This window comes from Oceanibaculum nanhaiense (genome assembly GCF_002148795.1).
GTDB classification, from domain to species: domain Bacteria; phylum Pseudomonadota; class Alphaproteobacteria; order Oceanibaculales; family Oceanibaculaceae; genus Oceanibaculum; species Oceanibaculum nanhaiense.
This window is the reverse complement of the sequence record NZ_MPOB01000006.1, coordinates 1-25,076: the sequence shown is the minus strand read 5'-3', so window position 1 is coordinate 25,076 and position 25,076 is coordinate 1. Positions and strand designations below refer to the sequence as shown.

Here is a 25,076-nt window from a genome sequence, read left to right as displayed (position 1 = left end):
CTACTTGCCTTCTGTCAGGCGCAGCACGGGGGCGGGGCCCATCTGCATGTGTTCGCCATGCGAATGGGTGTGGGTGCCCGGCTCGGCGCTCCAGTGCCAGGATTTGCCGCCATCGCATTCCTGGACGGTCACGAAGGGCAGGGGGGTGCCGGCTGTACCGGCCGGCAGCTTTACGGAGAGGGCGAACTCATCGAACTGCCAGTCCGGCAGGCTGTTGCCGCTCCAGATCACCTGCACGATCCGTTCGGATAGCATCTTGCCGTGGCCGGCGGGCACCGGTTCGGCCAGCTTCTCCTTCAGGAACTCGACCTGCCAGCCCGGCTTGGCCTGCGGGCGGGCGGTCAGGATGCCCTCGGGCAGCACGACGATGATCTTGTTGGTCGCGGCGCCGTCACAGCCATGGGTGATGCGGACAGTGACTTTCTGGTAGCTGCCGGCGGGCGCCTGTTTCGGCTCCACCACGGCATGAGCAGATGCCGCCGAAATACCGGCGGCGGTCGCAGCACAGAGTGCCGCGACGCGGAATGCGTTACGCATGAGGATTAACTCCATCGTATGAGATCGACGGCGCGCGGCTTTATCGAAGCCGGCGCCTTGTTGTGATGTTCATGTCGATCAGACGATGGCGGGCGGGGCGCGGGCTTCCGGCCAACGCAGCGCGATATCGGCAGGGCGGCCGGCCTCAGGGGCCGGGCGCAGCCGGAGCGCGGTTTCGCTAAGCGCGGGAAGGGCGTTCGGGGACGGCGGCGGCAGAATGGCGAGGTGCTGCGCGCCAAGGCAGAGCGGGCAGTGCAGAACGCTGCCGCTGTCGCCGGGGTCAGCCGCATCGCCGGCGCGGATGAGCTTGTAGCCCTCGGCGGTACAGACCATGAGCGTCTGTCCCGCGACGCTTGCCCGCCCTTCCAGCTGGCTGGCCCTGGCCTCGGCGGCATAGAAGAAGGGCAGCAGTGACTGCGTGAACAGCGTCACCACCAGCAGCGCGGCGGTCAGCAACCGCCACGGCTGGTCGGCACGTGCTTTTCTGTTCTGCAAGCCCTTGTTCAAGCCGGTCTTTCCCCGCAAACGCCGGCGCACTCTAGAGGTGGTGGTCCACCTTGCCAAACGAAATTCCCGACGCATTTTCTCAATGCATTTTCGGGCCAGCGGTAATCCGCTGTGGGCTTAATCGATTTTTAATGTCCAAAGATCATATTGCTTTTTATGAAATTTGAAGAGGTGTGGCCGTGGCCCGTCTTGGTGAGAGCGATTGGTGCGATGGGGGCGATGCAGTGTCTCCAGCTTTGGCGGTATCCCCGTTTGCGCACCAGCAGCATGTGCAAGTATCCCACGTGCTGGACATGCATGCGCTGGTGAGCGTTACGGACCGTGATGGCGTCATCATCGACGTAAACGACAGATTCTGCGCGGCGAGCGGCTTTGCCCAAGAGGAACTGCTGGGGCGGAATTTCCAGACGTTCATATCCGGAGAACACCCAACCCTGTATCGGCAGATCCGGGACAAGGTCGCTGCCGGCGAAAGCTGGCACGGCGAAATCTGTATCCGAAAGAAGGATGGAAACCCTCTCTGGCTGAACTGCGCCATCCTCTCTTACGAGGGCGACCCGGAACAGGGCCATCGCATTCTGTCTGTCGGAACGGATATAAGCCATCTGAAATGGGCGGTGCAGCGCCTACAGTCCGGCCTGGAAAAGGCGAATATCGGCAACTGGGACCGCGACCTGGAAACCGGCGAGATGTTCTGGACACCCAATGTATCGGAGTTGTTTGGCCATCCCTACGGGTCGCTCGAGGCGAACTACGACAATCTTCTGACGGCGATCCATCCCGACGACCGCGAGATGGTGCTTGCGGCGGTCCGGAACTGCATTTCCAGGGGCGAGGCGCTGTATATCGAGCATCGCTGTATCTGGCCGGACGGAACCGTTCGCTGGATTCTTGCCAAGGCGGATGTGGTGCGGGATGACACCGGCAAGCCGCGCCGGCTGATGGGGGCGATCCAGGACATAACCCGGCGCCGGGCGCTGCAGGAAAAGCTGAAGTCTTTCAAGGATATCGTGGATTCCGTTGTCTCCGGCGTCGTGGTCATCGATGCGCGCGGATGCATCATCGAGATCAACCCGGCGATGCAGCAGATTTTCGGCTACGCGCAGGAGGAACTGCTCGGCGGGAATGTCAGAATGCTGATGCCGGAAGCGCACGGCAAGCACCATGATGGGTACCTGCGGCGCTATGCCGAAACCGGTCATGAAAAGATCATCGGCCGCTCCCTGGAAATGCCGGGATTGCGCAAGGATGGGTCAGTCTTCCCGCTGGAAATCACGGTGACGGAGATCAGGATCGGCGAGGAAGCGCACTTCGTCGGCGTGCTGCGGGACATTACCGAGCGGAAAGACGCCCAGCGCATTCTTGAGAAGGAGCGCGGCCTGCTGCGCCAGGCGCAGGAGATCGCCCGCCTCGGCAATTGGGAGATCGCCAGCAATGACGGATCGATCTACTGGTCGCCGGTCGTGTACGAGATTTTCGGCAAGGATCCGCGGACCTTCCGGCCGACCATCGAGAATTTCTACGAGATGGTCCATCCGGACGATCTGGAGGCGCTGAAGCGGCACATTGCCAGGGCAAGGGAAACTGGCACCTACGACATGGTGCACCGCATCGTACTGCCCGATGGCATGGTACGCCATGTGCACGAACGGGCGCGTTTCGAGCCTGCCCCGGATGGAACCTCCTTGTTTGCGGTCGGCATCGTCCAGGATGTCACCGACATGGTGCGCGCGAAAGAGCAGGCGGAGGCGGCCAGCCGCGCCAAGTCCGAATTCCTGTCGAGCATGAGCCACGAGTTGCGTACCCCCCCTGAACGCGGTCATGGGGTTCGCCCAGGTGCTGGAAATCGATGAAGGGCTGACCGAGGATCAGCTGGACAGCGTGCGGACGATCCGCAAGTCCGGCCAGCATCTGCTGCAACTTATTAACGAGATACTGGATCTGGCACGGATCGAATCCGGGCGTCTCGAACTGTCGATCGAGGATGTCGGCCTTGCCGAGCTGTTCGCGGAAAGCGGATCGCTGGTCACGCCGCTGGCGGCGGGCCGGGATGTCGCGGTGCAATTCGCGCGCAAGCCGTCCGCCATCGCCGTGCGCGGCGACCGCACGCGGCTGAATCAGGTGCTGGTCAATCTGTTGAGCAACGCGGTGAAGTATAACCGCCGCTCGGGCAGCGTCGTGGTGACCGCGCTGCCGGGTGGCGATGGCATGATCCGGATTGCCGTTGCCGATACCGGTGCCGGCATTCCGGCGGAGAAGCTGGACCAGCTTTTCACGCCTTTCAACCGGCTGGGCGCGGAGAATACCGAGATCGAGGGCACGGGTATTGGGCTGGTGATCGCCAAGCGTCTGATCGAGGGCATGGGAGGTCGCATCGGCGTGGAAAGCCGTGCGGGGGCAGGCTCGACCTTCTGGTTCGAACTGCCCGGGGCGAAACTGGCGGCGGCACAGCCGCCGGCGGCGCAATCACTGGAGGAAAGTCCGCGCCGGCAATGGGCTTTGCCGGAAGGCACGGTGCTCTATGTCGAGGATAATCCGGCCAATCTGAAGCTGGTGCGCCAGGCGCTGGTGCGGCATCCGCAGGTGACGCTGCTGGAGGCCTATAATGGCTCGCTCGGCCTCGATCTCGCGCAGGTGCATCTGCCGGATGTCATCCTGCTCGATATCAATATGCCCGGCATGAACGGGCTGGAGGTTCTGGCGCGGCTGAAGGCCGACCCGGCGACGCAGGATATTCCCGTGCTGGCCCTGTCGGCGGCGGCGATGGAGAAGGATGTCCAGCGTGGCAGAGGCGCTGGATTCGAGGAGTATCTGACGAAGCCTATCGACATCAATTCATTGCTGGAAACGCTCGGGCGTTGGCTCGGAAAAAAGGAGAGTGCGTCGTGAAGATGCTTTCTAATTTGAAGGTGATGCCGATCCTGGCCATCGACGATGAGCCGACCAACCTGAAGCTGCTGGAGAAAATGCTACGCGGCGAGGGTTATGGCGGGCTGGTGCTGCTCGATGACCCGACGCAGGCGGTGGCGGCCTACAAGGCGAACCGTCCCGGGCTGATCCTGCTCGATATCAACATGCCGAGCATGGATGGTTATGCGGTGATGGCGGCGCTGAAGGCGCTGAAAGACCCGCTGCTGCCGCCGATCATCGTGCTGACCGCGCAATCCTCGCAGGAATTCATGCTGCGCGCCTTCAAGGCCGGCGCCCGTGACTATGTGACCAAACCGTTCGAGCGGGCCGAGCTGATGGCCCGGGTGCGCAACCTGATGGAGGCGCATCTCGCGCTTCGCTTTACCCACGAACAGCAGCGCGTGCTGCAGGAAATCGTGCGGGAGCGCACCACGAAACTGAATCAGATCCGCTTGCAGGTGGTGCGCCGGCTGGGCCGCGCCGCGGAGTACCGCGACAACGAGACCGGCAATCATATCCTCAGGATGAGCAAGATATCGGCGCTGCTGGCTGAGCGGATCGGCTGGGCGTCGGAGGATTGCGAGCTGATGCTGCATGCCAGCCCGATGCACGATATCGGCAAGATCGGCATTCCCGACCAGATTTTGCTAAAGCCGGGCAAGCTCACGCCCGAGGAGTGGGAGATCATGAAGACCCATGTCGATATCGGCGCCGATATCCTGTCGGACAGCGATACCGACCTGCTGGTGCTGGGACGCTCCATCGCGCTCAGCCATCACGAGAAATGGGACGGTTCCGGTTATCCCAATGGCCTTGCCGGGGAGGCGATCCCGATGGAAGGCCGCATCGTGGCGATGGCGGATGTGTTCGACGCCCTGACCTCGGAACGGCCCTACAAGAAGGCATGGCCGGTCGAGGCGGCTGTGGACTACATGCAAAATCAGGCCGGGGCGCATTTCGATCCGGCATTGCTGGCCGTGTTCATGGATGCCCTGCCGGAGATCATGCAGATACGCGCCGAACACCCTCTCCCTTAATTTTTTGCGTTGCGTCATTTTTCGGTCGGATGAATCTGCTAGCCTTCGGTAACGGAACCGGAAGGGTGGTCTGATGACCGAGCAGAATGGCAATCCGGGCGCATTGCCCGCCGAAAATATACTGTCAGGTAAGCGTGGCCTGGTGCTGGGCGTGGCGAATGACAGTTCCATCGCCTATGGCTGCGCCGCAGCCTTCCGCGCGGCGGGCGCCGACCTGGCCCTGACCTATCTGAACGAGCGCACGCGCGACTTCACCGCACCGCTGGCCGAGGCGCTGGGCGCCGACATCTACCTGCCCTGCGACGTGCGCGAGGACGGCCAGCTTGAAGCGGTGTTCGAGGCTATCGGCCAGCGCTGGGGCGGGCTGGATTTTGTACTGCATTCCATCGCCTATGCGCCGCGCGAGGATCTGCACGGCCGTGTCACCGACTGCTCACGCGACGGCTTCTCCATGGCGATGGACGTCTCCTGCCATTCCTTCATCCGCTGCGCCCGTCTGGCCGAACCGCTGATGCGCGACGGTGGCACGCTGCTGACCGTCAGCTTCTTCGGGGCGGAGAAGGTGGTCGAACATTACAATATGATGGGGCCGGTGAAGGCGGCGCTGGAATCGTCGGCACGCTATATGGCGGCGGAGCTGGGCCGGTCAGGCATCCGCGTGCATGCGCTGTCGCCCGGCCCGCTGCGCACGCGCGCGGCCTCCGGCCTCGACCGGTTCGACGAGTTGCTGGAGCGCGCCGCCGCGAAAGCGCCGCAGCATGCGCTGGTGACCATCGGGGATGTCGGTGCGCTGGCCGCCTTCCTGGTCGGCGACGGTGCGAAGGCGATGACCGGCGGCATCCATTATGTCGATGGCGGCTTCAATATTCTGGGGTGATGTCCAGCGCGAACCGGTTTGGCTTGCCGATCTGGCGGTCAGGTAAGATCATCGACGCCTGTCGGTGGCTAAGGCTGTTGCGGCTACCCGGTGTCTGAACTGAAGGACTGCATGAAGATCGTCGAACCGCTCGAATTCCTGACCACCAAGGAGCTGGCCGATATCCTGCGCGTGAAGGAGCGCAAGATCTACGAGATGGCGGCCGCCAACGAGGTGCCTTTCACGCGGGTGACCGGCAAGCTGCTGTTCCCGAAGGCGCTGGTGATCTCCTGGCTGTCCCGGCGGACGGAGCTGGGCGAGGACGGGCTGGCGCTGCCGGACCCGCCGGTGGTGGCGCTGGGCAGCCATGACCCGCTGCTGGACTGGGCCTTGCGCGAATCGGGCTCCGGTATGGCGTCCTTCTTCGATGGCAGTCTGGACGGGTTCGACCGCTTTGCCCGGCGCGAGGGCGTGCTGTGTGGCATGCATGTGCCAGCGCCGGAAGCGGAGGGCTGGAATCGCCATCTGATCGAGGCGCGGATGCCGGCCATGCCGGTGGTGCTGATGGAATGGGCGTGGCGCGAGCGCGGGCTGATCGTGCCCGCTGGCAATCCCCGCAAGATCGCTGGCATCGCCGACCTGGCAGGCTGCCGTACCGTGCCGCGCCAGCCGGAGGCCGGCACACAGCTGCTGTTCGACCGGCTGGCGGCGGCGGCGGGGCTGGCGCCCGACGCCTATGAGCGGCTGAGGCCGGCGCGCAGCGAACAGGATGTGGCGCTGGCCGTGCTGGAAGGGCAGGCGGATGCCGGGCTCGGGCTTGCGTCCGTGGCGGCACAGTACCGGCTGGGCTTCGTGCCGCTGGTGCGCGAACGCTTCGACCTCGCGGTCTGGCGGCGCAGCTGGTTTTCGGCGCCGGTGCAGGCCTTCTTAAGCTTCTGCCGTACGCCGGACTTCGCGGACCGGGCGGCGCAGCTTGGCGGTTACGATGTCAGCGGTTTCGGGCGCGTGCATTATAACGGACCCTAAGCCCCTACTTTTTGAAACTCGGATAAAAAAAACTCGACCGGATGGGTACATCGCGGTCGAGCAGAGTTGGAATTGGTTAGCAAAACGACACCAAGCAATGCATCGACGCAAATCGGATATGCGTTTTGTGTCGAAAAACTGCATTACTTAATGACAAACGCACAGTATGGAATTTTTCACACTCTATCAACCGCGAATCGGAGGCGGCGTGTTTCTGCGCGTCGTATGTGCCCTTTGCCTGCCGTCTCCTTGCCCCATCTAGGGAATAGAGAGGAAATGCAATGAGGAAAGGAGCACTCATGACATCCTCCAGACGCAGCATCCTGAAGGGTGCCGCCGCGGCAGGCGTGATGGCGGCTGGACTGCCCCGCCTGAGTTGGGGGCAGCAGGCGCAACCGTTGATGCGGCCGATCCCCTCGACCGGGGAGATGATTCCCGCCGTCGGCCTCGGTACCTGGATCACCTTCAATGTCGGGGAAGACCCGGTGCTGCGCGACGAGTGCGCGGCGGTGATGGAGTCCTTCTTCAAGGCTGGCGGGCGGGTCATCGATTCCTCGCCGATGTATGGCTCCGCTCAGGCGGTGATCGGCCACGGCCTGGAAAAGCTGGGCCGCCCGAAAAATCTGTTCTCCGCCGACAAGGTGTGGATATCCGACGGCGATCAGGGGCGGGCGCAGATGAACCGGTCGCGGCGGCTCTGGACCGTGCCGCGCTTCAGCCTGATGCAGGTGCATAATCTGCTGGGCTGGGAGGCGCATCTGGAGACGCTGCAGGCGATGAAGGCGGCGAAGGAGATCCGCTATGTCGGCATCACCACCTCGGAAGGCCGCCGGCATGATCTGTTCGAGCGGGTGATGGCCACGCAGAAGCTCGATTTCGTGCAGGTGACATACAATCCGCTCGACCGCGAAGTGGAACAACGCATCCTGCCGCTGGCGAAGGAGCGTGGCATCGGCGTCATGGTGAACCGGCCGTTCCGGCAGGGCGCGCTGACCCGGCGGCTGGAACGCGCGCCCCTGCCGGGCTGGGCGGCGGAGGTGGGGGCGGAGACCTGGGCGCAGCTGATCCTGAAATTTATCCTGTCGCACCCCACTGTCACCGTGGCTATCCCGGCGACCACCAAGCCGCACCATGCGCGCGAGAATATGCGGGCGGCGTCCGATCCTTTGCCAGATGCTAAAATGCGGGAGCGCATCGCCGCCCATATCCGGGATATCTGATGGCCGACTGGTCGAGTTACCGGCTGGAGGATTTCCTGCTGTTCGCGCCGCGCGCCTATTGGCGGCTGTTCGAGCTGCACAATGCGGCGCTGTGGCCGGCGCAGCCCTTCATCCTGCTGCTGGGGCTGGGTGTTGCGGCGCTGGTGCTGCGCGGCGCGCCCAGGGCCGGCAGGCTTGGCCTCGCCCTGCTGGCGGCGGGCTGGGTTGCGGTGGGGCTGCTGTTCTTCTGGCAGCGCTATGCCAGCATCAACTGGGCGGCACCCTATCTGATGCCGGTGTTTCTGGCGGAAGCGATCCTGCTGCTGCTGGTGGGGCGCGGCGCGATCGTGCCTGCCGCCGCTCGATGGCGCTTGCGGGAAGGGGCGGGTGCCGGGCTGTTCGTCTATGCGCTGACGCTCCATCCGCTGCTGCCGCTCGTCTTTGGACGGCCGCTGGCGCAGGCGGAGATGATTGGGCTGGCGCCGGACCCCACCGCCATCGCCACGCTTGGCCTGCTCTGCCTGCTTCCGCGCACTCTGCTGTCCGGCCTCGCCCTAGCCGTGCCGGTCTTCTGGTGTCTTGTGAGTGCGGCCACCCTGCACGCGATGGGGGAGGGGCAGGCGCTGGTGCCGCTGGCGGCGATGCTTGCCGGCCTAGTGGCCTGGGCCTTGCCGCCAAGGGGGGCACCGCGTGGCGGCAAGGCTGACGCTGGACCGATCAGAACCTGACGGTTCCGACCACCCGCAATTCACGGCCACGCAAGGGGGCTTCGTCCTTCAGCAGGGAGATGTGATTGCGCCCCTCCGAATCGGTGAGGTTGCGCCCCTGCACCTGCAGGATGAAATCGTCGCTGCCGGCAATCGGCCGGAAGGCCAGTGAGGCGTTCAGGAAGGCATAGCCGTCCGTCGATGTCTCGTTGGCGCCGGTGCGGTCCTGCTCGGTGGCGCCCGCCAGTTCCAGCCGGTAATCGACATGGTTGGTATAGGCGTTGATGCCGATATTGTAGCCCAGCGGCGGGATCAGCGGCAGCGCGTCGCCGGTCTCCCGGTTTTCCGCCCGCACATAGTCGAGCGATCCATCCAGGCTGAGCGCAAGGCCCGGCCGTTCCAGGAAGGCCCAGGCGGCCTCCACCTCGAAGCCGTGGAAGTCGGCGTCGGTCTGGCGGTAGCGCAATTCGTCCAGCCCGTCGCGCTCGCCGCCGGTGAAGTCGCGGAAGATGTAGTCGCGGTAGCGCGTGGCGAACAGATTGATACCGCCGGTCACCGGGCCGCGTGTCTTGCGCAGCGACAGTTCGGCGTGCAGCGCCTCTTCCTTGCCGAGTTCGGTATTACCGATCTCGTAGGAATTGGTGGCCAGATGCGGCCCGTCGGAGAACAGTTCCTCCGCATTCGGCGCGCGCTCTGTGCGTGACAGCGACAGGCCGACGGAATAGTCGGGCGACAGCTTGTAGCTGGCGCCAGCGGAGACGCTGACGGCGGTGAAATCGCGCTCCATGCGCAGCCCGTCGGCCTCGACCGTCTGGGTCTCCAGCCGGCCGCCGCCGGTGAACTGCCAGGGGCCGGTCTCGTAGCGCTCGACCAGGAACAGGGCGGCGTTGTCGGTGACCGTTGGCGGCACGAAGGCTTCCTCGCCGACCGCCTGGAAATCGCGCCGGCTGGCCTGCACGCCGAACACGCCCTTCAGCCCGAAGATCGGCTTGTGCGTGAGGTCGAGCCGGCCTTCCCAGCCGCGATTTTCGAACAGAGTGCCGACTTCGTCGCCCTCCAGCTCCAGATGGCGGTAATCGGCATGGCCGAGCCGCAGCGTGGCCTCCTCCAGGAAGGGCAGCGGTTCGTAAAGGCCGAAGCGCGCGTCATAGCGGGTCTGCTGCATGTCGATGCGCACGCCGCCATGCTCGTGCTCGTGATCCTCGTCCTCTTCTTCGTGGTCCTCTTCCTCATGATGTGCGTGGCCGCCCGGAACGCCATACAGGCTGGAATAGCCGCTGACAGCGAAGCCGGCATAGCCGTGCTCACCCAGATAGCTGGCGCCGACGGAACCGCCCGACCGCTCGACCGCGCTGTTCTCGACCTTGCCCTTCAGCCCTTCCTCGCGCGCCTCGTCGCTGGCATAGCCGTTCACCCGGTAATCATTGGCGTCGCTGCTGAAGCCTTCCAGATGCAGCACGACATTATTGCCCGCCGCCAGGCTGGCCGAGCCGAAACCCTCCAGTGCGCTCGACCCGGTGGAAAAGCCAAGGCGCGCCATGCCCTCGACCAGATCCCTCGGCCGCCGCATCGGGATACGCCCGTCGGTGACGCTGACCACTCCGCCCACCGCCGAACTGCCATAAAGCAGCGAGGCCGGGCCGCGCAGCACTTCCACCCGCTCCGCCGATTCCATCGGGATGACGACGGCATGGTCCGGGCTGGCGGTGGAGGCGTCGAACGTGTCCAGCCCGTTCTGCAGCACGCGCACCCGCGCCGCGCCTTGGCCGCGGATCACCGGCCGCCCGGCGCCGGGGCCGAAATCGGAATTGGCGACGCCCGGCGTGCGCGCCAGCGTCTCGCCCAGCGTCGGCGCGCGGCGGCGCTCCAGATCGTCGCCGGTCAGGACGGCGGAGCCTTCGACCAGCTCCTCCTGCGTGCTCTTCAGGGGCGCGATCTCCACCACCACCGGCTGTAGGGTGACGGGGTCTGCCTGCTGGGCGGCAAGGGAAGATGCGGAAAACGGCACGGCCATCAGCGCCAGCAGGCTGACGCCTGTGCGCAGGCTTTGGATATTCATCGGAAATTGCCCCTGATTAATAACGTTATAACGTAACATAAAAGAATCGGGCGGCATCATGCAACACCCATTGCGGGCATCGGGCGGAGGCGTACTATCTGCTTAACGCTGCGGGCCGGTCCCGGCTGTGCGGCTTTCCGAAAAAACCAGACGAGGCATGGGATGAAGCTGCTGCATTTCGACGATTTCCGCGTGGGCGTGCTGCGCGGTGACGCGGTGGTCGATGTGACCGACCTGCTGGCGGATATTCCGCGCACCGGCCCCAATGATGTGATGCGCGGGCTGATCGAGCGCTTCGAGGAGTATCGCGGGAAGTTGGAAAAAGCCGCCGCAGAGGGCAAGGGCATCCCGCTGGCCAGCGTGCGCATCCGGCCGCCGCTGCCGCGACCCGGCGCCATCGTCTGCATGGCGGTGAACTACATGGAGGATGGCACGCTGACCGAGAAGCCGGTCATCAACGCCTTCCAGAAGACACCCAGCGCCATCATCGGCCAGGGCGACACGATGGTGCTGCCGGACGTGCCGGCCCATGTGTTCGAGGGCGAGGCGGAGCTGGCGCTGGTCATCGGCAAGCGCGCCAGCAACGTGCCGGCGGAGAAGGCGAAGGACTATATCTTCGGCTATATGAATTTCATCGACGGGTCGGCGCGTGGCCTGCCGGCGCCGAACAACAGCTTCTTCCAGGTGAAGTCGCGCGCCACTTTCGCCCCCATCGGCCCGTTCCTGGTGACGGCGGACGAAGTGCCCGATCCGCAGAATTTGCGCGTGCGGCTGTGGGTGAACGGCACCGTGAAGCAGGATTTCAACACCAGCGACATGGCGCACGATATTCCACGCTGCATCGAATGGATGAGTTCGGTGCAGACGCTGGAGCCGGGCGACATCCTGGCCACCGGCACCAACCATCGCGGCCTGTCCTCGCTGCAGGATGGCGACAAGGTGGAGCTGGAGGTGGAAGGCATGGGCCGTCTCGCCTTCAAGGTGCAGGACGAGCTGAAGCGGACCTGGGGCCGCGACACCCGCCTGGAACACAAGGAGAAGGGGCTGGATGGCCCCTACACGCCGCAGCTTACCGGCAAATATTCCAAGGCGGGGTGAGGGAAGCGAACGCGATAATCGGCCTGCCGGAAACGTCGGGCCGGTTTCGTTCGATCTGGATTTCCTTGGGGAAGAATGGTGCTGCGAGACAGGATTGAACTGTCGACCTCTCCATTACCAATGGAGTGCTCTACCACTGAGCTACCGCAGCATCCGGAGGGCGGCGGCAACGTGCCGGCTGGCCCTGAAGGGGAGACATCCCCCCGAAAGCGCGCGGAACATGCCACAGCGGGGCGGGGCATGCAAGCAGGGATGTGAGGGAATTTTCCGATGGCGCAGATGCGCCACCGTGGGCGTGTGATCTGGCGCTAGAACCAGCGCAGGTCGGCGTCGAAAGCCTCGTCCAGATGACGGTCGACGGTGCGGCAGAACAGCCTTACCGCCGGTGGGGCGATCAGGGCGCTGACGGCAACGGCGAGGGAAAGGGTAATGATCACGGCCATGAGTCATTCTCCGGTAAGATTGCGCGGACTATACTGCCGCCCTGTGACGCTGGCGTGACGGGCCTGTGACGCGGACATGACCTTTTCCTGTTCCTGTCATGAGGGGGGCACGAGGGGCGTGCCGCGTAACCGAGAGGCGGGAATGAACGACAAGAAGCAGAAGCTGGCCCAGGCACTGCGCGACAATCTGCTGCGCCGCAAGCAGCAGGCGCGCGGCCGGGCCGATATGGTGGCCGATGCGGAGGCGGAGAAGGCCGGCGATCCCGATGTCAGCACTTCCGATAATGGCGATTCCGGTCGCAAAAAAGCCACGCTGCCGATAAAGCCTGATGCCGCGTCGGGTTGAGGCGGGCGTTCGCCTGCGTTAAACACGGCTGTATCGTAAGGCTTTCCTCCTTCCTGCATATCGAGAGACCAGATGGACAGAATCCGTATCCGGGGAGGGCGCCCGCTAGAGGGCCGAATCCAGATCAGCGGCGCGAAGAATGCCGCCCTTCCGCTGATGGCGGCGGCGCTGCTGACCGACAAGACGCTGAGCCTGTCCAACCTGCCGGCGCTGGCCGACATCGCCACCATGGGCAAGCTGCTGGAACAGCATGGCGTCGATCTGCGGATCGAGGGCGAGAGTGCCGCGCGCAAGGGGCATCTGACGGCGGCACGGATCACCAGCACCACCGCCCCCTATGATCTGGTGCGCAAGATGCGCGCCTCGGTGCTGGTGCTGGGGCCGATCCTGGCGCGCTGCGGCGAGGCGCGGGTGTCGCTGCCCGGCGGTTGCGCCATCGGCAACCGGCCGGTCGATCTGCATGTGAAGGGGCTGACCGCGCTGGGCGCGGAAATCACGCTGGAGGAAGGCTATATCCACGCCACCGCGCCGAAGGGGCTGAAGGGCGGCCGCTTCGTGTTTCCGCAGGTCTCCGTCGGGGCCACGGAAAACCTGCTGATGGCGGCCTGCCTCGCCGAGGGCGAGACGACGCTGGTGAACGCCGCGCGCGAGCCGGAGGTGAACGATCTCGCCCATTGCCTGAACGCGATGGGGGCGAAGATCGAGGGCATCGGCACCGACACGCTGCATATTCAGGGTGTGGCGGCGCTGCATGGCGCGGAACATCATGTGGTCGCCGACCGTATCGAGGCCGGCACCTTCGCCATCGCCGCCGCCATGACCGATGGCAATCTCGAGCTGGCCGGCATCTGCCCGACGCTGCTGGAGTCGCTGCTGAAGCTGCTGGGCGAGGCCGGGGCGAAGGTCGAGACGATGCAGGACGGTTTCCGCGTCCGCCGCGCCAATGGCGTGATGGACGGCGTCGATGTGATGACCGAGCCCTATCCCGGCTTCCCGACCGACCTGCAGGCGCAGATCATGGCGCTGATGACGGTCTCCAAGGGGGCCGCGATGATCACCGAGACGATCTTCGAGAACCGCTTCATGCATGTGCCGGAACTCTGCCGCATGGGGGCGAACATCAATGTCCACCATTCCTCGGCGATGATCCGCGGCGTGGAAAGGCTGAAGGGCGCGCCGGTGATGGCGACCGACCTGCGCGCCTCGGTCTCGATGGTGCTGGCCGGGCTGGTGGCGGAAGGGGAGACCATCGTGAACCGGGTCTATCATCTGGACCGTGGCTATGAGCGGCTGGAAGAGAAGCTGGCCGCCTGCGGTGCCGATATCGCGCGCATCGGCGGCGAATAAGCGGTAACCTCATACGAAGAAACAAGGAAGGGGCAGGCCGTGACGGATTTCCGGCCATTGAAGCTGCGGGGCGAGGATGCGGAGGATATGGCGGTGATCGCCGCCTGTCTGCAGGATGCCGTGGTGCCCGTCGAGGACATGCTCTTCCGGCCCGGCAGCGAGAATGCCCCCGGCGAGTTCGTCATGGTGGCGCAGCGTTTCCGCTGGGAGATGCTGGGTCCGGACGAGAAACCGGTCGAGGGTGACCGCTATGAGCGCGTGCTGTGCGGCATCACCTTCCAGGGCGTGCATCGCACAAGGCTGTCCGGCATCGACCGCAAGGGCGACCGCGACGGTCTGCTGAGCCTGCTCACCCTCGTGGCGACGGAGGAGCAGGGGGCGGCCCGCATCGACCTCGTGTTCGCCGGCGACAAGGCGATCCGGCTGGAGGTGGCGCGCCCGGACTGCACGCTGGAGGATTATGGCCTGCCCTGGCCAACCATCTTCCGCCCGCGCCATCCGGCCGCCGGCTGACGCGGCGGTACCGGCCTTGCAAAACAGCACCAAGGCCATCCTTGCGCTGACCTTCGCCTATATTCTCAGCCAGTTCTTCCGCAGCTTCCTTGCCGTCATCGCGCCGGAGCTGATGACCGATCTCGATCTCACCCCGGCACAGTTCGGCTGGCTGTCCTCGGTCTTCTTCCTGGCGTTCGGGGCGGCGCAGATTCCGGTCGGCATCGCCTTCGACCGCTATGGCGTCGGCCGGCCGACGACAATCCTGCTCGGGGTGGGCGTGGTCGGCGCGGCATTGTTCGCGGTGACACCGAATGCGGCGCTGGCGATGCTGGCGCAGGTGGCGCTGGGCTTTGCCTGCGCGCCGATCTTCATGGCGCTGATGTATTATTCCGCGAACCATCTGCCGGAACCGCGCTTCGTGCAGACCGTGACGCTGACCAGCGCCATCGGCACGGCGGGCGCCTTCATGGCGGCGGCGCCGCTGGGCTGGGCGACCTATCTGTTCGGCTGGCGCCCGGCCCTGGCGATGGCGGCGGTAATGACGCTGCTGGCGATGCTGGGGGTGTGGCGCTTCGTGCGCGACGGGCGGATCGGCGATGGCCCGCAGGAGAGCGCCGGGGAGACCGCGCGGGCCTGCCTCGCTGTGCTGCGCCTGCCGGTCCTGTGGACGCTGATCCCGGCCTGCCTGGCGCTGGCCGCCGGCATCACCTTCCGCAATGCCTGGGGCGGGCCGTATCTGTCCGACGTGTTCGGGCTGGATGCGGTGGCGCGCGGCGAGGCGATGACGGTTGCCAGCCTGTGCGGGCTGCTGTCGGCCTTCGCCGTGCCGCTGCTGGTGCGGCGCTGGAACACCAAGCCCATCGCCACGGTCTGGCTGGCGATGACCTTTCTGGGCGCGGCGGCACTGGCGCTGCTGCCGGCCGCCGATGTGCTGGTCAGCGTCGGGCTGATCTCATTGCTGTTCACCATCGGCAACATCCATCCGCTGCTGATGACGCAGGGCAAGGGCGTGCTGCCGGCAGCGGCGCGCGGGCGCGGCTTCGGCGTGCTGAACAGCTTCGTGTTCCTGGGCTATGCGATTGCCTCGGCAGGCTTCGGCTGGATCGCCGAGACCGCGACCGGGGCTGGTTATGCACCTGCTGGCGTGTTCGCCTGGATCTTCGCCGCCGCCGCTATCGCCCTGCTGGCGGCGCTGCTGCCCTATCTGTGGAGCCCGCGGCCCCCGAGGCCCCCGAGGCCAAGGTAAGCGTCAATCCTGATCGACGATCCGTTCGCGCGGCAGCCAGACCAGCACGCGGGTGCCCTTGCCCTTTTCGCTATCGATGGTCAGCCGGCCGCCATGCAGTTCGACCAGATCCTTGCTGATCGGCAGGCCAAGGCCGGTGCCGCCCTTGCTGCGGGTCATGTTGTCGCCGATCTGCACGAAGGGTTCCAGCGCCCTGCCGGCTTCCTCCGCGGTCATGCCGCAGCCGGTATCGGCGACCCAGAAGCATAAGCCATCCTCGGTCTGCTGACCGCCGATCGCTACCTCGCCGCCATCGGGCGTGAACTTCACGGCATTGGCGACGAGGTTGGTCATCACCTGCTTCAGCCGCACGGCATCGGCTTTCAGTGCCGGATAGCCTTCCGGAAAGCTGGCCGATAGCTGCAGGCCGGCCTTCTGGGCGCTGGCGGCGAACAGCCGGACGGTGCCGATGGCGATGCTCGGGACATCGACGATGGCCTCGCGCAGATGCATGTGGCCGGCGCCGATCTTCGACAGGTCGAGAATATCCTCGATCAGCGCCAGCAGCTGGGAGCCGCTGACGCGGATATCCTCGGCATAATCGAAATAACGCGGGTCGTTGTCGCCATAGAGCCGGTTGGCGATGATCTCGGAGAAGCCGATGATCGCGTTCAGGGGCGAGCGCAGCTCATGGCTCATGACGGCAAGGAAGGTGCTCTTGGCTTCGGAGGCTGCCTCGGCGGCGACCCGTACCTTGGCCAGTTCCGCCTGCGCCTTCACACGGCTGGTGATATCCTCAACCACGCCCTCGTAGAACAGGGCGGTGCCGTTCTCGTCGCGAACCGTCCAGGCATTCTCTGAGACCCAGATCCGCTCGCGCGTGTGCATGCGATAGACTTCGGAGACGAACTCCTTCACCGAATCGTGGGCGGCCATCGCCTCCTGGAATTCGTGCCGGCGGGTCGGCGAGACGTACCAGGCATTACCGTTGATGCGCAGATCCTCGACCATCTGCGCTTCGCTCTCATAGCCATTCATGGCGACGAGCGCCGGGTTCGCGCGCAGCACGACTCCATCGGGTGAGGAGCGATAGAGGCCGACCGTCGCATTCTCGAAGATTGACTGGTAGTCGGCATTACGTTGCCGCCGCTGCGCCAGCGACTCTGGTGCCGCCGGGGAAGAACCGGTCATCATGCTGCTGATAGGCAATCGTTCGCTGGCCATTCGGCTGTCACTTGTTCTGGCTAGTCCACTGACGACAGTATTCCAGAGTAATTGTTAACAAAGTATTCTTTTATTAAAATTGCGTTCGATTTTTTTATCGCCAAGCGGCTGTGGCGGAACGGCGCCTCACCTTAGCGGAACCGGCATCGCGGCGCCATCGCGCCGGCTGTCGGCGGCACCTTCCAGCGCACCGGCCGCGTCACGGGCAATCGCGTGCATGCCGCCGCAGGACCAGGAATACGCGCCCAGCGGCGTGACATCGTGCCCGCGGCTGCGCAGTTCTTCCATCACCGGTGCCTCCACGCGGCTTTCCAGATTGACCGTACGACCATCGAACAGCCGGCCGCGCGGGGCGTCGATGGCGGCCTGCAGTTCCAGCCCGTAATCCAGCCAGTGCACCAGCGCCTGGCTCTGCGTCTGCAATATGCCATAGCTGCCCGGCGTACCAAGGCTCAGCGCCAGCTTGCCGTCCCGCGTGCCGATGGTGGGGGCGAGGCACATGGCGTAGCGCGCGCCAGGCGCCAGCCGGTTGGGCGAGGCCGGATCGAGGTCGGTCCAGTTCAGGAAGTTGTTCAGGCACACGCCGGTGCCGGGGATGACGACACCGGACCCCCAGGGCGAGCCGAGGCTCTGTGTCAGGCACACCGCGTTGCCCTCTTTATCCATGGCGGAGAAGGAGGTGGTGTGCTCGTTCAGCTTCGGCCCCTCGGCCAGCGGTCCGGTGGCGAACTGCTCGGTGCGGCCCCAGACGGGATCCTTGCCCGCGACCAGCGCGCGCAAGGGGGCGACGCTGTCCTCCGACAGCAGTTCCAGAATGTCCGCCGGTGTGCGCTTGTTGTTGCGGATGCGCAGCTCGGCGGCAATCCGCACCGCGCGGAACACCCGGTCCAGATGGTCAGCGCCAAGGTGCGGCAGGGCGGCGAAATCGGTCTCCTCCAGCAGTCGCAGGGTCAGCGGAAACTGGAAGGATTCGGCAGGCGGCGGCGGCACGTTCAGCGTCAGGCCGCGATAGCCTGCCTGGATGGTCTCTTCCCAGATCGGCTGCACCGTCTCCAGGTCGGCCAGTGTGATGCAACCGCCATTGCCTGCCATATGGTCGGCCAGCCGCTTGCCCAGCGCGCCGCCATAGAGATGGGCAATGCCGTCGGCGGCGATGGCTTCCAGCGTGTCCGCCAACTCGGGCTGGCGCAGGATCATGCCGCGCTTCGCCCCACCGCCGAAGGAATAGACGCGGGCCCATTCATCGCTCATCGGCCGGGCGCTGACCGCGTTCAGCATGTCGAGATAGAAGCCGGTGATGGGGTAGCCGTTGCGCGCCAGCGCGATGGCCGGGGCCAGCGCCTCGGCCAGGCTCTTGCGGCCATGGGTCTTCTGCAATGTCGCCCAGCCGGCCAGATTGCCCGGCGTGCCGCTGGCCAGCGGGCCATTCACCATGCGCGCCTTGTCGGCGCTGTCGATGGGGAAATTGGCCGGGCAGGGTGTGTGGAAATCCAGCGAGCGGGCGCGCCCTTCGGCGGCGACCCAGCAATTCGCCATGCCGAGGCCGGCGAAGCCGGACATGTAGGGTTCCACCACATTCAGTGCGGCTGCCGTGGCGACGATGGCATCGAAGGCATTGCCGCCGCTGCGCAGCATCTCCGCCCCGGCATTGGCCGCCAGCGGATGCGCGGCCGTCACCATGCCGCCCAGCACACGCACCGAGGCCCGCTGCGTGTGTTCGCTTCTGCCGATTGCGGCCATTTTTCCCTCCCGGTTTCGGATGATGCCGCGCGGAACCGCGCGAAGCTGTTGTTATTGCATCACGATAGTCTTTTTTGCCTGTAATGCCAGCGGCTTCGCCTCCGGCTGCGGCGAACCGCCGGTTGACTCCTCGCCTGTCTGGCCCTAGGTGAAGCGATCCTGTATCGTCGGCGCGCGAAAAGCGCCTATCTGGAAGACGGAATTATGCCCGCGAACGCGAACGAAGCGCTGGTCCTGGCCTTGCCCAAGGGCCGTATCCTGAAGGAGGTCATGCCCCTGGTGCGCAAGGCCGGCATCGAGCCGGAGGCTGCGTTCGAGGACGAGCATTCGCGCCAGCTTACGTTTGCGACCAACCATCCTGAGATCAGCATCATCCGCGTGCGCTCCTTCGACGTGGCAACCTTCGTCGCCTTTGGCGCCGCGCATCTGGGCGTGGCCGGCAGCGATGTGCTGATGGAGTTCAACTATTCGGAAATCTATGCGCCGCTCGATCTCGGCATCGGCAAGTGCCGGCTGTCGGTGGCGGAACCGGTCGACCTGGCCGGGCGCGACGATCCGCGCCGCTGGAGCCATGTCCGCGTGGCGACGAAATATCCCGACATCACCCGCCGGCATTTCGCGGCGCGCGGCGTGCAGGCCGAATGCATCAAGCTGAATGGCGCGATGGAGCTGGCCCCCAGCCTCGGCCTGTGCCGCCGCATCGTCGATCTGGTCTCGACCGGGGCGACGCTGAAGGCCAACGGGCTGGTGGAGGTGGAGCAGATCGCCGAGATCAGCTCCCGCCTGGCGGTCAACCGCGCGGCACTGAAGACACGGCCGGAGCAGATGATGCACTGGATCGACCGGTTCCGCGAGGCATCGGAGGGTATGGCCGATGCCGCGTAGGATGGATGCCGGCACAGCCGGCTTCGCGGCGGATTTCGCCGGCTTCATTGCCGAGGATCGCGACAATGGCGTCGATGTCATGGGCGTGGTGCGCGATATCCTGAAGCGCGTGCGCGCCGAGGGCGACGCCGCCGTGCTGGATTATACGCGCAAATTCGACCGGGTGAGCCTGACCGCCGAAACCATGCGGGTGACGCCGGCGGAGGTGGAGGAAGCCTTCGCCGCCTGCGATCCGAAGCAGATCGACGCACTCAGGATTGCCGCCGCGCGAATCGATTCCTTTCATCGCCGGCAGATGCCCGACGGCTTCGCCTATACCGATCCCGAGGGTGTGGAGCTGGGCCTGCGCTGGAGCGCGGTGGAGGCTGTCGGCCTCTATGTGCCGGGCGGGCTGGCCGCCTATCCCAGTTCGGTGCTGATGAACGCCATGCCGGCCAAGGTGGCGGGCGTGCCGCGCATCGTCATGACCGTGCCGACGCCGGATGGCGTGCTGAACCCGCTGGTGCTGGCCGCCGCCAAACTGGCGGGCGTCACGGAAATCTACCGCCTGGGCGGCGCGCAGGCGGTCGGCGCGCTGGCCTATGGCACGCAGACCATCCAGCCGGTGGACAAGATCGTCGGCCCTGGCAACGCCTATGTGGCGGAGGCCAAGCGCCAGGTGTTCGGCACGGTCGGCATCGATTCCATCGCCGGCCCGTCGGAAATCCTGGTGGTCGCCGACCGCGACAATGATCCTGACTGGATCGCCGCCGACCTGCTGAGCCAGGCCGAACATTCCGACGATGCGCAATCGGTGCTGATCACCGACGATGCCGGCTTCGCCGACGCTGTCGCCGCCGCCGTCGAGCGCCAGCTTGCCGTATTGCCGCGCGGTGCCATCGCTCGCCAGAGCTGGGAGAAGCACGGCGCCATCATCACCGTGCCGGCACTGGCCGACGCGGTGCCGCTGGTGGACCGCATCGCGCCCGAGCATCTGGAACTGGCGGTCGCCGATCCCGAGGCGCTGTCGGCGAAGATCCGCAATGCCGGTGCCATCTTCCTCGGCCGGCACACGCCGGAAGCGGTGGGCGATTATGTTGCCGGGCCGAACCATGTGCTGCCGACCTCGCGCACGGCGCGGTTTTCCTCCGGACTTGGCGTGCTCGACTTCATGAAGCGCAGCACGCTGATCCGCTGCGACGCCGCCAGCCTGGGCCGGATCGGCCCCGCCGCCGTAACCCTGGCCGAGGCCGAGGGGCTGGACGCCCATGCCCGCTCGGTTTCGATCAGGCTGGGCAACGGAGCGCCAGAGGTGTGAGCGACACGGGGCAGGACCGGCGCCGGCTCGTCAGGATCACGCTTGACGAGCGTACGGTTGTCCGGCGCAGCCCCGAGGTCGAGCATGAGCGCGCGGTCGCGATCTACGATCTGCTGGAAGAAAACAGCTTCGCGCCCGCCGGGCACGAGGGCGGCCCCTACCATCTGAGCCTGTCTATCGAGGATAACCGCCTGGTCATGGACATCCGCACCACCGACGAGGTGCGGGTGGCCGAGGTGCAGCTTTCCATCGGCTCCTTCCGGCGCATCGTGAAGGATTATTTCACGATCTGCGAAAGCTATTACCAGGCGATCCGGCGCGCCTCGCCCTCGCAGATCGAGGCCATCGACATGGGCCGCCGCGGCCTGCACAACGAAGGCTCCGAACTGCTGCGCGAACGGCTGGCCGGCAAGGTCGATATCGACTTCAAGACCGCCCGGCGGCTGTTCACCCTCGTCTGCGTCCTGCACATCAGGGGATGAGGGCGATGCGTGACCTGCCGGGCTCCGTCCTGTTCGCCTGCTCGCAGAACGCGGTGCGCTCCGCCATGGCCGAGGCGATGCTGAAATCGCTGCATGGCAAGCAGATCTACGTCGATTCGGTCGGCGTGCGCGGGTCCGAGGTGAATCCCTTCGCGGTCGAGGTGATGCGCGAGATCGGCCTCGACATTTCGCGGCACCGCGCCAAGACCTTCGACGAGTTGCTCGACACCTCCTTCGACCTGGTGATCTCGCTCTCGCCCGAGGCGCATCATCGCGCGGTGGAGATGACCCGCACCATGGCCTGCGATGTGGAATATTGGCCTACGCTGGACGCCACCGCCATCGAGGGCAGCCGCGAGGCGGTGCTGAACGCCTATCGCGATGTGCGCGACAAGCTGATGAAGCGCATCAAGGAGCGCTTCCCGCCGCCGCCCGGACCGGCGGTGTGAACAGGGGGCCAGAACAGGGGGCCAGAACAGGGGCGCAGCAAGAAATGCACCGGCCTCATGGCGGTCCTGTGCGTACCGTGCTTGAAAAAGGTTGACCTCGCGGCAGTTTCGGCACCACAACAGGGCGATTTTTTCCACAAGAAGGGATGCCTATGGCAAAGGAAGACGTCATCGAATTTTCCGGTACGGTCGTCGAATTGCTTCCGAACGCAATGTTCCGCGTGAAGTTGGACAATGAACACGAAGTGCTCGCGCACACCTCCGGCAAGATGCGCAAGAACCGGATCCGCGTGCTGGCCGGTGACCGGGTAAATGTCGAAATGACGCCCTATGACCTGACCAAGGGCCGCATCACCTTCCGCTTCAAGTAACCGGCACCCGTGCCGGATTTGGGAGGAGGGGCATGACCGCGCCCGCGCTATCGGCCCGTCTGGTACTCGCCTCCGCCTCGCCGCGCCGTCTCGACCTTCTGGCGCAGATCGGAATCGTCCCTGACGCGGTCGATCCTGCCGAGATCGACGAGACTCCGCTTTCCCGCGAATTGCCGCTCGACCATGCAAAGCGCCTGGCCGAGGCAAAGGCCGTGGCCGTTGCCGCCCGCCATCCGGGCTGCTTCGTGCTGGCCGCCGATACGGTGGTCGCCTGTGGCCGGCGCATCCTGCCGAAGGCGGAGCAGGAGGCCGAGGCGCGGGCCTGCCTGGCCCTGCTGTCCGGCCGCCGGCACCGGGTGATCGGCGGGGTCTGCCTGATCACCCCGTCGGGCCGGCATGTCGTGCGCGCCATCACCACCGCCGTCGCCTTCAAGCGGCTGGCGGCGGAGGAAATCGCCTTCTACCTGTCCTCCGGCGAATGGCGGGGCAAGGCCGGCGGCTATGCCATCCAGGGTTTCGCCGCCGTGTTCGCGCGGCAGATCACCGGCTCCTACAGCAATGTGGTGGGCCTGCCGCTGCACGAGACCTACGGGCTGCTCTCCGGCAATGGTTATCCCTGCCTGGAATCCGCATCATGTCGCGGGCAGGGCTAGACGGCATCGACACGCTGCTGCTGGAGGTCGGCCCCGGCCTGACCCGCATCGCGCTGCGTCGTGACGGCGCCCTCATCGACCTGATCGTCGAGGCCGCCGGCCATGAAAGCCGCATCGGCTGGATTCTGCTGGGCCGCGTTATCGAGGTCTCGCATGGGCTGGACGCCGCCTTCGTCGATATTGGCGCGGCGGAGCCGGGATTCCTGCCGGCGCGCGCGGCCCGGCTGCTGAAACCGGAGATGCCCGCCGGCACGCCGATCGCCCGGCTGCTGGCAGAGGGCGAAACGCATCTTTTGCAGCAGGTAAAGGACGAAAGTGCCGGCAAGGGGTCGGTGCTGTCCGCCGATATCGCCCTGCACAGCGACCATCTGGTGCTGACGCCGCGCTTGGCCGGCGTGGCCGTCTCGCGCGCCATCGCCGGCAAGGCGGAACGCGCCCGGCTGCGCCGGGCTGCGCTGGATGCCGCCCAGGCGCTGGGCCTGCCGCCGCAGGAAGGCATCGTGCTGCGCACCGCTGCTGCCGGCCTCGATGCTGCGACGATCCAGGCCGAGCTGGCGGCGCTGGCCGCACGCTGGCGCGCTATCCAGGCGCGGGCGGCGCCGGCGAAGCCGCCCGTCGTGATCGACCGGCCGGCGGGGGCGCTGGAGCAGCTGCTGCCGCATCTGGCGCCGGACACCGACATCCTCTGCGCCGATCTCGCCGGCCACACGCGCGTGACCCGCTGGTGCGAGGCGCACCGGCCGGAATTGCTGCCCCATATCGTGCGCTATCGCGGCCAGGATCCGCTGTTCGAGCGCGAAGGGGTGGAGGAGGAGATCGCCGCCGCGCTGGAGCGCAGCGTGCCGCTGCCCGGCGGCGGGGCGCTGGCCATCGACCCGGTCGAGGCGCTGGTCGCCATCGATGTGAACGGGGCGGAGCGTGACCCGCGCGAGGCCGCTTTCGCAGCCGTGCATGAGGTGGCGCGGCAGATCCGCCTGCGCAGCCTGTCCGGCCTCATCCTGGTGGATTTCCCCCGGCTCGACCGCCGCGCCGACCGCGACCGGCTGATCGAGGAGTTGCGCGCGGCCCTGGCCGGGGACCGGGTGAATACGCAATTGCTGGGCTATACGCGCGGCGGGCTTGTCGAGATCATCCGCCCGCGCGACCGCGACACGCTGGCCCATCAGCTGGCCCATCAGCTGGCACAGTTACGGGCCGGTTGACGTATCGGCCCGCCCGGCCTATCTGCGGACGGATAAACACGAGACCAGCCCACGGGAAGAGACATGGCCGAAATCCACCACCTGCCGCGCCGGCACAAGAAGGCCGGCTGCCCGGTCTGCAAGAAGCCGGCGGTCGAGACCTTCCGGCCGTTCTGCTCGAAGCGCTGCCAGCAGATCGATCTCGGGCGCTGGCTCGGCGGCAATTACGCGCTGCCGACGGAGGAGGAGCCGGACGAGGCCGACATCGAGGCGCTGGCCCGGCAGATGATGGAGAGCGGCCGGCCCGAAGGCGAGGGGTGATCCGGCGCAGGGCGGGCCCATCCCCTAGGGTCAAGAACGCCGGGCCAAGAACGCAAATATGATATTTCGCGGCAATTGGTGCCGGAAAATGTTGGACAGGCATCCGGGAATTTCCTATAAGCCAATCCCGCCCGGCGAGCGTAATCGCCACAGCGTCGATGAGGCGCTAAGCCCAGGTAGCTCAGTTGGTAGAGCATGCGACTGAAAATCGCAGTGTCGGCGGTTCGACTCCGTCCCTGGGCACCATTTTCTTTCAAAGGGTTTGATAGTTCGTACGCGAACCCCCTTTGTTCCCTTTGACACTGATTTTGACACTCTGAACGGCCGTTCAGCGAAATCGCCGCTGGCGGAGTTGCATGCATTTAACTGCAAGGCGACGGTCAGCTTGTCGCTACGAACGGACGACCATCTAAACAATATGACCTAGAGATAGGCGACGAATCTATGGTTATTCGCAGTTTGATAGTAGTTTTATTTTGATATATGCACTAATTTAAGGCGATAGTACACAATTCTTGAAATATTATTACAAGAATTTGTAATGTTATTTATTATTTCTTTGTATTCTTTTATTTCTTTTGATGGGCCCTTAGGGTCAAGCCCAGAGATTTTAATTTTTCCATCCTCTTTAATTGATGTAAAATAAAGAGAGTTGTATTTTGTTTCAGCTTCAGAAAAAAG

Annotated in this window: 27 protein-coding genes and 2 tRNA genes; 21 read left to right on the top strand and 8 right to left on the bottom strand. The window is 65.3% G+C overall.

Features of this window, described 5'->3' with window-relative positions:
• A complete protein-coding gene (locus tag BKM74_RS11625; protein WP_176342507.1) occupies positions 1–537 on the bottom strand; it encodes a YcnI family protein in 537 nt (178 codons plus the stop codon).
• 78 nt (positions 538–615) lie between these two features.
• Positions 616–1,044 (bottom strand): DUF2946 family protein, encoded by a 429-nt coding sequence (locus tag BKM74_RS11620; protein WP_086465892.1) that lies wholly within the window; start codon positions 1,042–1,044, stop codon positions 616–618.
• A gap of 269 nt (positions 1,045–1,313) precedes the next feature.
• Here BKM74_RS11620 and BKM74_RS11615 point away from each other — a divergent pair, with 269 nt between their 5' ends.
• The 7 genes from BKM74_RS11615 to BKM74_RS11585 all read left to right on the top strand — a co-directional run bounded on the left by BKM74_RS11615 (position 1,314) and on the right by BKM74_RS11585 (position 8,800).
• Positions 1,314–2,897: a PAS domain-containing protein gene (locus BKM74_RS11615; RefSeq protein WP_140056074.1), complete on the top strand. Its 1,584-nt coding sequence runs from the start codon at positions 1,314–1,316 to the stop codon at positions 2,895–2,897.
• Positions 2,866–3,933, top strand: coding sequence for a hybrid sensor histidine kinase/response regulator (locus tag BKM74_RS11610; protein ID WP_086465890.1), 1,068 nt, complete (start codon positions 2,866–2,868; stop codon positions 3,931–3,933). The genes BKM74_RS11615 and BKM74_RS11610 overlap by 32 nt, the downstream gene beginning before the upstream one ends.
• A gap of 2 nt (positions 3,934–3,935) precedes the next feature.
• Positions 3,936–4,991, top strand: coding sequence for an HD domain-containing phosphohydrolase (locus tag BKM74_RS11605; RefSeq protein ID WP_086465889.1), 1,056 nt, complete (start codon positions 3,936–3,938; stop codon positions 4,989–4,991).
• A gap of 73 nt (positions 4,992–5,064) precedes the next feature.
• Positions 5,065–5,868: an enoyl-ACP reductase FabI gene (fabI, locus tag BKM74_RS11600; RefSeq protein ID WP_086465888.1), complete on the top strand. Its 804-nt coding sequence runs from the start codon at positions 5,065–5,067 to the stop codon at positions 5,866–5,868.
• Between the two features lie 111 nt (positions 5,869–5,979).
• Complete coding sequence (locus tag BKM74_RS11595; RefSeq protein ID WP_086465887.1) at positions 5,980–6,873, top strand: helix-turn-helix transcriptional regulator; 894 nt, start codon at positions 5,980–5,982, stop codon at positions 6,871–6,873.
• A 299-nt stretch (positions 6,874–7,172) separates the two neighbouring features.
• Positions 7,173–8,093, top strand: a complete 921-nt coding sequence (locus tag BKM74_RS11590; protein WP_086465886.1) for an aldo/keto reductase — start codon at positions 7,173–7,175, stop codon at positions 8,091–8,093.
• Complete coding sequence (locus tag BKM74_RS11585; protein WP_176342506.1) at positions 8,093–8,800, top strand: DUF6064 family protein; 708 nt, start codon at positions 8,093–8,095, stop codon at positions 8,798–8,800. The genes BKM74_RS11590 and BKM74_RS11585 overlap by 1 nt, the downstream gene beginning before the upstream one ends.
• Here BKM74_RS11585 and BKM74_RS11580 read toward each other — a convergent pair.
• Positions 8,790–10,838: a TonB-dependent receptor gene (locus tag BKM74_RS11580; protein ID WP_176342505.1), complete on the bottom strand. Its 2,049-nt coding sequence runs from the start codon at positions 10,836–10,838 to the stop codon at positions 8,790–8,792. The two genes, BKM74_RS11585 and BKM74_RS11580, sit on opposite strands and share 11 nt — an antisense overlap.
• Positions 10,839–11,000: 162 nt before the next feature.
• Here BKM74_RS11580 and BKM74_RS11575 point away from each other — a divergent pair, with 162 nt between their 5' ends.
• Entirely contained in the window at positions 11,001–11,936 is a 936-nt protein-coding gene (locus tag BKM74_RS11575; RefSeq protein WP_086465884.1) for a fumarylacetoacetate hydrolase family protein, read from the top strand.
• Between the two features lie 76 nt (positions 11,937–12,012).
• On the opposite strand, the gene BKM74_RS11570 is transcribed toward BKM74_RS11575, so the two are convergent.
• A tRNA-Thr gene (locus BKM74_RS11570) sits at positions 12,013–12,087 on the bottom strand.
• Between the two features lie 157 nt (positions 12,088–12,244).
• Positions 12,245–12,379, bottom strand: a complete 135-nt coding sequence (locus BKM74_RS19095; protein WP_281251458.1) for a hypothetical protein — start codon at positions 12,377–12,379, stop codon at positions 12,245–12,247.
• A 142-nt stretch (positions 12,380–12,521) separates the two neighbouring features.
• Between BKM74_RS19095 and BKM74_RS11565 the strand changes: the two genes are divergently transcribed.
• The 4 genes from BKM74_RS11565 to BKM74_RS11550 all read left to right on the top strand — a co-directional run bounded on the left by BKM74_RS11565 (position 12,522) and on the right by BKM74_RS11550 (position 15,813).
• Complete coding sequence (locus BKM74_RS11565) at positions 12,522–12,725, top strand: hypothetical protein (RefSeq protein ID WP_086465883.1); 204 nt, start codon at positions 12,522–12,524, stop codon at positions 12,723–12,725.
• Positions 12,726–12,797: 72 nt separating this feature from the next.
• On the top strand, positions 12,798–14,072 hold the full coding sequence (gene murA / locus BKM74_RS11560; protein WP_086465882.1) for a UDP-N-acetylglucosamine 1-carboxyvinyltransferase: 1,275 nt from the start codon (positions 12,798–12,800) through the stop codon (positions 14,070–14,072).
• Positions 14,073–14,111: 39 nt separating this feature from the next.
• A complete protein-coding gene (locus BKM74_RS11555; RefSeq protein WP_245825917.1) occupies positions 14,112–14,585 on the top strand; it encodes a DUF2948 family protein in 474 nt (157 codons plus the stop codon).
• A gap of 16 nt (positions 14,586–14,601) precedes the next feature.
• Positions 14,602–15,813: an MFS transporter gene (locus tag BKM74_RS11550; RefSeq protein WP_086466163.1), complete on the top strand. Its 1,212-nt coding sequence runs from the start codon at positions 14,602–14,604 to the stop codon at positions 15,811–15,813.
• Between the two features lie 3 nt (positions 15,814–15,816).
• On the opposite strand, the gene BKM74_RS11545 is transcribed toward BKM74_RS11550, so the two are convergent.
• Positions 15,817–17,016: a PAS domain-containing sensor histidine kinase gene (locus tag BKM74_RS11545; protein WP_086465881.1), complete on the bottom strand. Its 1,200-nt coding sequence runs from the start codon at positions 17,014–17,016 to the stop codon at positions 15,817–15,819.
• Positions 17,017–17,142: 126 nt separating this feature from the next.
• Complete coding sequence (locus tag BKM74_RS11540; protein ID WP_086465880.1) at positions 17,143–18,756, bottom strand: gamma-glutamyltransferase family protein; 1,614 nt, start codon at positions 18,754–18,756, stop codon at positions 17,143–17,145.
• A gap of 204 nt (positions 18,757–18,960) precedes the next feature.
• On the opposite strand from BKM74_RS11540, the gene hisG reads away from it, so the two are divergent.
• The 9 genes from hisG (at position 18,961) to BKM74_RS11495 (ending at position 24,641) form a co-directional block, all read left to right on the top strand.
• On the top strand, positions 18,961–19,641 hold the full coding sequence (gene hisG, locus BKM74_RS11535) for an ATP phosphoribosyltransferase (RefSeq protein WP_086465879.1): 681 nt from the start codon (positions 18,961–18,963) through the stop codon (positions 19,639–19,641).
• Positions 19,631–20,938 (top strand): histidinol dehydrogenase, encoded by a 1,308-nt coding sequence (hisD, locus tag BKM74_RS11530; protein WP_086465878.1) that lies wholly within the window; start codon positions 19,631–19,633, stop codon positions 20,936–20,938. Before hisG ends, hisD begins: the two co-directional genes overlap by 11 nt.
• Positions 20,935–21,420 carry a UPF0262 family protein gene (locus tag BKM74_RS11525; RefSeq protein ID WP_086465877.1) on the top strand — a complete coding sequence of 162 codons (486 nt, stop codon included), beginning with the start codon at positions 20,935–20,937 and terminating at the stop codon, positions 21,418–21,420. The genes hisD and BKM74_RS11525 overlap by 4 nt, the downstream gene beginning before the upstream one ends.
• A gap of 5 nt (positions 21,421–21,425) precedes the next feature.
• Positions 21,426–21,869, top strand: a complete 444-nt coding sequence (locus BKM74_RS11520) for an arsenate reductase ArsC (protein ID WP_086465876.1) — start codon at positions 21,426–21,428, stop codon at positions 21,867–21,869.
• A 152-nt stretch (positions 21,870–22,021) separates the two neighbouring features.
• Positions 22,022–22,240: a translation initiation factor IF-1 gene (gene infA, locus BKM74_RS11515; protein WP_086465875.1), complete on the top strand. Its 219-nt coding sequence runs from the start codon at positions 22,022–22,024 to the stop codon at positions 22,238–22,240.
• Between the two features lie 32 nt (positions 22,241–22,272).
• Positions 22,273–22,893: a Maf family protein gene (locus BKM74_RS11510; RefSeq protein WP_086465874.1), complete on the top strand. Its 621-nt coding sequence runs from the start codon at positions 22,273–22,275 to the stop codon at positions 22,891–22,893.
• Positions 22,875–24,095: a ribonuclease E/G gene (locus BKM74_RS11505; protein ID WP_086465873.1), complete on the top strand. Its 1,221-nt coding sequence runs from the start codon at positions 22,875–22,877 to the stop codon at positions 24,093–24,095. Before BKM74_RS11510 ends, BKM74_RS11505 begins: the two co-directional genes overlap by 19 nt.
• Before the next feature lie 63 nt (positions 24,096–24,158).
• Positions 24,159–24,395 carry a DNA gyrase inhibitor YacG gene (locus BKM74_RS11500; RefSeq protein ID WP_086465872.1) on the top strand — a complete coding sequence of 79 codons (237 nt, stop codon included), beginning with the start codon at positions 24,159–24,161 and terminating at the stop codon, positions 24,393–24,395.
• A gap of 170 nt (positions 24,396–24,565) precedes the next feature.
• Positions 24,566–24,641, top strand: a tRNA-Phe gene (locus BKM74_RS11495).
• A 225-nt stretch (positions 24,642–24,866) separates the two neighbouring features.
• Here BKM74_RS11495 and BKM74_RS18855 read toward each other — a convergent pair.
• Positions 24,867–25,076 (bottom strand): hypothetical protein (locus BKM74_RS18855; RefSeq protein WP_217895469.1); only part of this gene is annotated, 210 nt, incomplete at its 5' end.

Coding starts and splice junctions, on each gene's coding strand:
- BKM74_RS11625 (WP_176342507.1), bottom strand. CDS start 537: ATGCGTAACGCATTCCGCGTCGCGGCACTCTGTGCTGCGACCGCCGCC.
- BKM74_RS11610 (WP_086465890.1), top strand. CDS start 2,866: ATGGGGTTCGCCCAGGTGCTGGAAATCGATGAAGGGCTGACCGAGGAT.
- BKM74_RS11605 (WP_086465889.1), top strand. CDS start 3,936: ATGCTTTCTAATTTGAAGGTGATGCCGATCCTGGCCATCGACGATGAG.
- fabI (WP_086465888.1), top strand. CDS start 5,065: ATGACCGAGCAGAATGGCAATCCGGGCGCATTGCCCGCCGAAAATATA.
- BKM74_RS11595 (WP_086465887.1), top strand. CDS start 5,980: ATGAAGATCGTCGAACCGCTCGAATTCCTGACCACCAAGGAGCTGGCC.
- BKM74_RS11590 (WP_086465886.1), top strand. CDS start 7,173: ATGACATCCTCCAGACGCAGCATCCTGAAGGGTGCCGCCGCGGCAGGC.
- BKM74_RS11585 (WP_176342506.1), top strand. CDS start 8,093: ATGGCCGACTGGTCGAGTTACCGGCTGGAGGATTTCCTGCTGTTCGCG.
- BKM74_RS11580 (WP_176342505.1), bottom strand. CDS start 10,838: ATGAATATCCAAAGCCTGCGCACAGGCGTCAGCCTGCTGGCGCTGATG.
- BKM74_RS11575 (WP_086465884.1), top strand. CDS start 11,001: ATGAAGCTGCTGCATTTCGACGATTTCCGCGTGGGCGTGCTGCGCGGT.
- BKM74_RS19095 (WP_281251458.1), bottom strand. CDS start 12,379: ATGGCCGTGATCATTACCCTTTCCCTCGCCGTTGCCGTCAGCGCCCTG.
- BKM74_RS11565 (WP_086465883.1), top strand. CDS start 12,522: ATGAACGACAAGAAGCAGAAGCTGGCCCAGGCACTGCGCGACAATCTG.
- murA (WP_086465882.1), top strand. CDS start 12,798: ATGGACAGAATCCGTATCCGGGGAGGGCGCCCGCTAGAGGGCCGAATC.
- BKM74_RS11545 (WP_086465881.1), bottom strand. CDS start 17,016: ATGGCCAGCGAACGATTGCCTATCAGCAGCATGATGACCGGTTCTTCC.
- BKM74_RS11540 (WP_086465880.1), bottom strand. CDS start 18,756: ATGGCCGCAATCGGCAGAAGCGAACACACGCAGCGGGCCTCGGTGCGT.
- hisG (WP_086465879.1), top strand. CDS start 18,961: ATGCCCGCGAACGCGAACGAAGCGCTGGTCCTGGCCTTGCCCAAGGGC.
- hisD (WP_086465878.1), top strand. CDS start 19,631: ATGCCGCGTAGGATGGATGCCGGCACAGCCGGCTTCGCGGCGGATTTC.
- BKM74_RS11520 (WP_086465876.1), top strand. CDS start 21,426: ATGCGTGACCTGCCGGGCTCCGTCCTGTTCGCCTGCTCGCAGAACGCG.
- infA (WP_086465875.1), top strand. CDS start 22,022: ATGGCAAAGGAAGACGTCATCGAATTTTCCGGTACGGTCGTCGAATTG.
- BKM74_RS11510 (WP_086465874.1), top strand. CDS start 22,273: ATGACCGCGCCCGCGCTATCGGCCCGTCTGGTACTCGCCTCCGCCTCG.
- BKM74_RS11505 (WP_086465873.1), top strand. CDS start 22,875: ATGTCGCGGGCAGGGCTAGACGGCATCGACACGCTGCTGCTGGAGGTC.
- BKM74_RS11500 (WP_086465872.1), top strand. CDS start 24,159: ATGGCCGAAATCCACCACCTGCCGCGCCGGCACAAGAAGGCCGGCTGC.